Genomic DNA, 5,504 nt, shown 5'->3' with positions numbered 1-5,504 from the left:
TGGCGAGCCCTGCTGAGGGCGTAAGTGGCGGAGCGGGAGGGATTCGAACCCTCGATACGGTTTTGCCGTATACTCACTTTCCAGGCGAGCGCCTTCGACCACTCGGCCACCGCTCCGCATGCCCCGGAAGCGCCGTCCCCTAGAGCCTGTAGCCGGGCTAGGCAAGCCGCCTGCGCCATGCCAGTCTCGCCCCATGCTCCGCTCCGCCCCAGCGCTCGCCGCGCTCCTCGCCGCCGCCCTGCCGCTCCCGGCAGCCGCCCAGACCCCGCCCGAGACAGCCGCCGTCGACGCCGACTGGCATGCCATTCCCGACAGCGAGATCCTGGTGATGACGCTGCGCGGCGGGCACCAGGTCTTCATCAGGCTCGCGCCGCGCTACGCCCCCGCGCATGTCGCCAACATCCGCAAGTTCGCCGCGGCGCATTGGTGGGACGGCACCGCCGTCTACCGCGTCCAGGACAATTACGTCGCGCAATGGGGCGACCCGACCGAGAAGAAGCAGCCCGCACCGCTCATCGTGCCGCGCCCGCCCGCCGAGTATGAATGGCCCGGCTTCGATGCCGCCGCGACGATGAGCCGCGCCGACCCCTATTCCGCCAAGGCCGGGTTCAGCGCCGACGGCTGGCCGATCGCGACCGACGGCAGGACCAGCTGGCTTCCCCATTGCTACGGCATGGTCGGCGTCGCGCGGAACCTCGCGCCCGATACCGGCGACGGCAGCGCGCTCTACACCGTGATCGGCCACGCCCCGCGCCACCTTGATCGCAACATCGCGATCGTCGGCCGCGTGATCGAAGGGATCCAATGGCTCTCGAGCCTGCCGCGCGGCACCGGCGACCTCGGCGTGTACGAGACGCCGGGCGAATATACCCCGATCCTCTCGGTCCGCCTCGCCAGCGAACTGCCCGAGGACGAGCGCCCGCACTTCGTCTATCGCGCGACCGACAACCCGCGCTTCGCCGCCTGGATCAAGGCGCGCGAGAACCGCGGCGGCGACTTCTTCACCGTGCCCGCGGGCGGCGCCGACCTGTGCAACGCGCTGCCGCCGGTCCGACGGGCCGAATAGAGCGACTCACGGCCTGTTTGCAAATGCGCTTCACGGCGCATGGCGGTAACAGACTCTCAGGGCCCGACCCAGGCCGCGATATCGGCCGCAACCTTGTTCGCCGCTTCGTTGAGCGCCACGCCCGCGCTCGCCGGGTCGATGCTCGCCACCGGCACGCGCGCCTCGAAACGGCGCTTCTCGTAGCTGGCGTCGTCGCTGCGGATCAGCGTCGCCTCGAACGCGACCACGGCCTGGCCGCCGCCGGTGCCGCCCGCCTCGATCCCGAAGGCGCGGACGTCGCCGCCCAGCCGCGCGCCGGGATTGGCGAGCGACTGGCGATAGCCGAGCACGACCCGCCCGGTCTTGGCGGTCACCGTATCGACCAGCAGCCGCGCGAACATCCGCGAGGGCAATTCCACCCACTGGGCATCCTTGATGTAGGCGACGTCGGTCGCGCCGGTGTGGACAGGCACGCGCGTCGTCGCCAGTTCCTGCGGATAGCCGAGCTGGGCGATGGTGATGGTGTGGCTCTGCGCGACGCTCTGCGTCGTGTCGGGCGCCAGCGCCGCGGCGGGCGCGAGCGTGAGCATCGAGGGCGGCGGCTTGGCGCCGAACGAGATGCACGCCGAGAGCGGCAGCGCGAGTGCGGGCACGAGCAGGGCGGCGGGCAAAGACGAGCGCTTGGTCATCGGCCTCACTTCTTCGGCTTGTAATCGGGAAGGGACGGCCCGGTGATCAGGCCGCCGGCGCCGCCGCGATCGAGCTTCTCGGCGACCGAGGTGAGCGCCGCGGCCATCTCGCGCAGGTCCTGGATCAGCTGGTCGGCCTCGGGCACGGTGCGCTTGGAGAAGGCCTGGAGCCCCGGGCGCGCGTCGCCGATCGCGGCGTCGAGCGTCTCCATGCTCTTCTTCGCCGCGGCGATCGTCTGGTTGAGGTTGGCGAGCGTGGGCTTCAGGTCCTGCTTGACCACGTCGTTGGTGCTGCCCGCGAGCTGGCCGATCTGGTCCGCCGCCTCGCCGGCCTTCTGGATCGCCACCCGCGTCTCGGCGAGCGTCGCCGCGATCTCGGGCCCGCGATCGGCCAGCGCCTTGGTGAGGCGGTTGGTGTTGGCGAGGATGCCCGCGATCGAAGCCTGGTTCTTGTCGCTGATCAGCTCGGTCAGCCGCTCGGTGAGCGTCGAGAGGCGCTCGAGCAGCCGCGGCGCCGAGCTGAACAGCGCGCCGAGGCCGCCGGTCTTGGCCGGGATCACCGGCACGTCGAGCGGGCAGGCGGCGCGGCGGTGCTCGGCCGGGCATTCGATCGCCGGCGCACCCTTCACCGCACCGTCCAGCTGAACGTTCGAATTGCCGGTGAAGCTCGACTGGATCGAAGCGGTGGTGCCCTCGAGGATCGGCACGTCGGACTTGACGGTGATGCGCACGCGCACGAACTGCGGATCGGGCTTCCAGAAGGCGATGTCCTTCACCTGCCCCGAGGGCACGCCCGAGAAGGTGACCGGCGAGCCGGGGTTCAGCCCCTCGACCGATTGCTTGAAGAAGATGTCGTATTCGCGGACGTCGTCGGTCCCCAGCCGCGCGAGCCAGACCCAGAAGAGGGCCAGCATCGCCAGCAGGATCATCACCACCGCGCCCACGAGGACGTGGTTCGATCGCGTTTCCATCAGCCCCTCATTCCCTGTTCACCCCTTGCGGGGGTTCGGCCTTGTCCGCGCCCTGTTGGGCGCCGGCGTGCGCCGCGCGACCGCGCGGGCCGTTGAAATACTCCTGGATCCACGGATGGTCCAACGCGAGCAGCTCGGGGATGGTCCCCACCGCGATCACATGGCCGTCGGCGAGCACCGCAACGCGGTCGCAGATCGCGTACAAGGTATCCAGATCGTGCGTGATCAGGAAGACGGTGAGCCCCAGCGTGCGCTGCAGGGAGCGCGTCAGCTCGTCGAAGGCCGCGGCGCCGATCGGATCGAGCCCGGCGGTCGGCTCGTCGAGGAAAAGCAGCTCGGGATCGAGCGCGAGCGCGCGGGCAAGGCCGGCACGCTTCTTCATGCCGCCTGAGAGCTCGGCGGGATATTTGGGCCCCGCATCGGGCGCGAGGCCGCTCATCACCACCTTGTAGCCGGCGATCTCCTCGAGCAGCGGCGCGCGGATCTGCGGATAATATTCCTTGAGCGGGACCTGGACATTCTCCGACACGGTGAGCGTCGAGAACAAGGCACCACCCTGGAAGAGGATGCCCCAGCGCTTGCGGATGTCGGCGATCTCGGTGTCGTCGCGGCCGACGGTGTTCTCGCCGAACACTTCGATATGCCCCGCCTCGGGCGTCTGCAGCCCGATGATCGAGCGCATCAGCACCGACTTGCCGGTGCCCGAGCCGCCGACCACGCCGAGGATCTCGCCGCGGCGCACGTCGAGGTCGAGCTCGCTGTGGACGAGCTGGTCGCCGAAGCGATTGGTGAGCCCGCGGACCTGGATGACGATCTCGGAGCGAGGCGCGCGCGGGCTCATATCCAGCCGATCTCGCTGAAGAACACCGCGAAGAACGCGTCGAGCACGATCACCAGGAAGATCGCCTGCACCACCGCGATGGTGGTCCGGTTGCCGACCTGCTCGGCGTCGCCTTCGACCTGCATGCCCTGGAAGCAGCCGGCGATCGCGATGATCGCGCCGAACACGGGCGCCTTGACGAGACCGACGTAGAGGTCGGTCAGCGGCACGACTTCGCGAATCCGCTGGACGAAGGTGATCAGCGGGATGTCGAGGCTGATCCAGCAGAACAGCCCGCCGCCGAAGATCGCGATCAGCGAGGAATAGAAGCCGAGCAACGGCATCATCAGCACCACTGCCGTGGTGCGCGGCACCACCAGCGCCTCCATCGGCGAGACGCCGATCGTGCGCATGGCGTCGATCTCCTCGGTGAGCTTCATCGTGCCGATCTGCGCCGCGAAGGCCGAGCCCGAGCGGCCGGCGACCATGATCGCCGTCATCAGGATGCCGAGCTCGCGCAGCGTGATGCGGCCGATCAGGTTGATCGTGAACACTTCGGCGCCGAACTGGCGGAGCTGGATCGCGCCCTGCTGCGCGATGACGATGCCGATCAGGAAGCTCATCAGCGCGATGATGCCGAGCGCCGAGACGCCGACGACTTCGAACCGGTGCACCGTCGCGTTGACGCGGATGCGTCGCGGATGGGTGAGGACGTGGATATAGGCGAGCACCGTCGCGCCCATGAAGCCGAGGAGGCCGTAGAGCGTCCGCACGGCCTGGATCACGGCATCGCCGACTTCGGCAAGCAGGTGCGTGAGGGGGTCGGGCGCGGGGCGGGCGGGCATCACCGGATGCTCGGCGGCGGCGACCTGCGCGAGGAGGTGCTCCTCGTTCGCATCGAGCCCGTCGATCGTGGCGCCGCGATCGCGCGCGAAACGGTGGACCAGCCAGGCGCCGACGGTGTCGATCCGCGCGATGTGGCTGAGGTCGAGATGCGCGATGTCGCCTTCGACCGCGGCGAGCCGCTCGGGCAGGTCGCCGAGGTTCGCGAGCGACAGGTCGCCGGTGAAGCGGAGCGTGCCCCCGTCCGTGTCGTCGCGCGTGAAGTCGGCCGAGGCGGTCATCGAGCTCCTTCTCGGCGATTCGAACCGCCAGGGCAACATTCAAGCCGCTTGGGGCAGGTTAAGTTCCCGCGGAAAATGCGGGCGAGATTGCCGTTTCGGCACGCGCGCGGCTAGGAGGCGGCGATGCGCATCGCCTTCTACGACATGGACAAGACGATCACGCGCGCGCCGACCTGGGCCGCGTTCCTGGTCCATGCCGCGCTGAATCGCGCGCCGTGGCGGCTGGCGCTGCTCCCGGCAGCGGGCGCGGCGTCGCTCGCCTATCTGGCGGGGAGGATCGATCGCGCCGGGCTCAAGCAGGCGACGCAGCGGCTGATGCTGGGCGGCGCGGTGGTGCCCCAGGCGATGGACGCGCTCGCCGCGGGGTTCGCGGATCGGGTGGCGCGGACGGGGGTGCTCTCCGGCGCGCGCGCGCGGATCGCGGCGGATCGGGCCGAGGGGTACAGGATCGTGCTCGCGACGGCGTCGCACCGTTATTACGCCGCGGCGATCGCCGGGCGGCTGGGGATCGCCGACGTGGTCGCGACCGAGGCGAAGCGCGACGCAGCAGGGGCGATCCTGCCCGAGCTCGAAGGCGAGAATTGCTACGGCCCCGCCAAGCTCCGCATGGTCGAGGCGTGGATGGCCGGCCAGGGGATCGCGCGGGGGGACGCGCAGGTCCGCGCCTATTCGGACCATGTCTCGGACGCGCCGCTGCTCGACTGGGCCGACGAGGCGTTCGCCGTGAATGCCCATGGCCCGTTGAAGACGCTCGCCACGGAGCGGGGCTGGCCACTGCTCGACTGGCGCTGAGCGTCTCAGAGGCTGTTTGGAAATGCGCCATTCAGCGCATTGCGGCACCAGCCCGCTCCCCCA

The 5,504-nt window shown here is 69.8% G+C and carries 6 protein-coding genes and 1 tRNA gene; 2 read left to right on the top strand and 5 right to left on the bottom strand.

Annotated features, from left to right (window positions below):
* Positions 1-25: 25 nt before the first annotated feature.
* Positions 26-116 (bottom strand) — tRNA-Ser (locus tag J7495_RS20200).
* Between the two features lie 77 nt (positions 117-193).
* On the opposite strand from J7495_RS20200, the gene J7495_RS20195 reads away from it, so the two are divergent.
* Positions 194-1,066, top strand: a complete 873-nt coding sequence (locus J7495_RS20195) for a peptidylprolyl isomerase (RefSeq protein ID WP_294058780.1) — start codon at positions 194-196, stop codon at positions 1,064-1,066.
* Between the two features lie 56 nt (positions 1,067-1,122).
* Here J7495_RS20195 and J7495_RS20190 read toward each other — a convergent pair whose 3' ends face one another.
* From J7495_RS20190 to J7495_RS20175, 4 genes are read right to left on the bottom strand one after another with little or no spacing between them, the layout of a single operon-like run.
* Positions 1,123-1,734 carry an ABC-type transport auxiliary lipoprotein family protein gene (locus J7495_RS20190; RefSeq protein WP_294058779.1) on the bottom strand — a complete coding sequence of 204 codons (612 nt, stop codon included), beginning with the start codon at positions 1,732-1,734 and terminating at the stop codon, positions 1,123-1,125.
* A gap of 5 nt (positions 1,735-1,739) precedes the next feature.
* Complete coding sequence (locus J7495_RS20185; RefSeq protein WP_294058778.1) at positions 1,740-2,705, bottom strand: MlaD family protein; 966 nt, start codon at positions 2,703-2,705, stop codon at positions 1,740-1,742.
* Positions 2,706-2,712: 7 nt separating this feature from the next.
* Entirely contained in the window at positions 2,713-3,546 is an 834-nt protein-coding gene (locus J7495_RS20180) for an ABC transporter ATP-binding protein (RefSeq protein WP_294058777.1), read from the bottom strand.
* Complete coding sequence (locus J7495_RS20175; protein ID WP_294058776.1) at positions 3,543-4,649, bottom strand: ABC transporter permease; 1,107 nt, start codon at positions 4,647-4,649, stop codon at positions 3,543-3,545. Before J7495_RS20175 ends, J7495_RS20180 begins: the two co-directional genes overlap by 4 nt.
* A gap of 123 nt (positions 4,650-4,772) precedes the next feature.
* Here J7495_RS20175 and J7495_RS20170 point away from each other — a divergent pair, with 123 nt between their 5' ends.
* Positions 4,773-5,441 (top strand): HAD-IB family phosphatase, encoded by a 669-nt coding sequence (locus J7495_RS20170; RefSeq protein WP_294058775.1) that lies wholly within the window; start codon positions 4,773-4,775, stop codon positions 5,439-5,441.
* The last annotated feature ends 63 nt before the right edge of the window (positions 5,442-5,504 follow it).

This window comes from Sphingomonas sp. (assembly GCF_017745215.1).
Classification (GTDB): Bacteria; Pseudomonadota; Alphaproteobacteria; order Sphingomonadales; family Sphingomonadaceae; genus Sphingomonas.
Note: the sequence above shows the minus strand (reverse complement) of the source record. Positions and strands in the feature narration are given on the sequence as shown.

Coding starts and splice junctions, on each gene's coding strand:
- J7495_RS20180 (WP_294058777.1), bottom strand. CDS start 3,546: ATGAGCCCGCGCGCGCCTCGCTCCGAGATCGTCATCCAGGTCCGCGGG.
- J7495_RS20190 (WP_294058779.1), bottom strand. CDS start 1,734: ATGACCAAGCGCTCGTCTTTGCCCGCCGCCCTGCTCGTGCCCGCACTC.
- J7495_RS20185 (WP_294058778.1), bottom strand. CDS start 2,705: ATGGAAACGCGATCGAACCACGTCCTCGTGGGCGCGGTGGTGATGATC.
- J7495_RS20175 (WP_294058776.1), bottom strand. CDS start 4,649: ATGACCGCCTCGGCCGACTTCACGCGCGACGACACGGACGGGGGCACG.
- J7495_RS20195 (WP_294058780.1), top strand. CDS start 194: ATGCTCCGCTCCGCCCCAGCGCTCGCCGCGCTCCTCGCCGCCGCCCTG.
- J7495_RS20170 (WP_294058775.1), top strand. CDS start 4,773: ATGCGCATCGCCTTCTACGACATGGACAAGACGATCACGCGCGCGCCG.